Annotated in this window: 1 pseudogene; it reads left to right on the top strand. The window is 66.6% G+C overall.

Features of this window, described 5'->3' with window-relative positions:
• Nucleotides 1-232 (top strand): annotated as a pseudogene (locus tag D7V93_RS44005) (serine protease); the annotation flags it as partial.
• Nucleotides 233-461: the final 229 nt, after the last annotated feature.

The raw sequence follows: 461 nt of genomic DNA, 5'->3' as shown, positions 1-461 counted from the left end.
AGGCACCTGCGCCGTGGATGGCGCCAACGCCGTGGGTGACACCATCGTGCGGGTGCACGACTCGACGGGGTGGGTGGTGGCGGAGAACGACGATGCCTTCGGCACCTGCGGCGGGCTTTCGCGCGTCGTCTTCCGCACGGACGAGTCGGCCCAGACGGCGCAGTATCAAATCCGCGTCGGCTGCTTCGGCAACACGAGCTGCCGCGGTACGGCCGCCTACGTCACCTACTGACCCTCGCCTGATGGCGCCCGGGGTTTTGCTACATCCCTTGCGACAGTCTCCCGGAAAGCGGAGTCCTTTCCGGGAGATGGTCCAAAAGGCCCAGTCCCCTACTCCTACAGTTGCAATTTGAATCGAGCCCCTCGGGCTCGGTAGTGACACCGCATGGCTACGGCTTGGTGGTGGCGCCGCCAGCGACTCCACGCCAGGACGTGCGCGAGCGGAGCGACCGCACGCCACA

Source organism: Corallococcus llansteffanensis (genome assembly GCF_003612055.1).
GTDB classification, from domain to species: Bacteria; Myxococcota; Myxococcia; order Myxococcales; family Myxococcaceae; genus Corallococcus; species Corallococcus llansteffanensis.
Note: the sequence above shows the minus strand (reverse complement) of the source record. Positions and strands in the feature narration are given on the sequence as shown.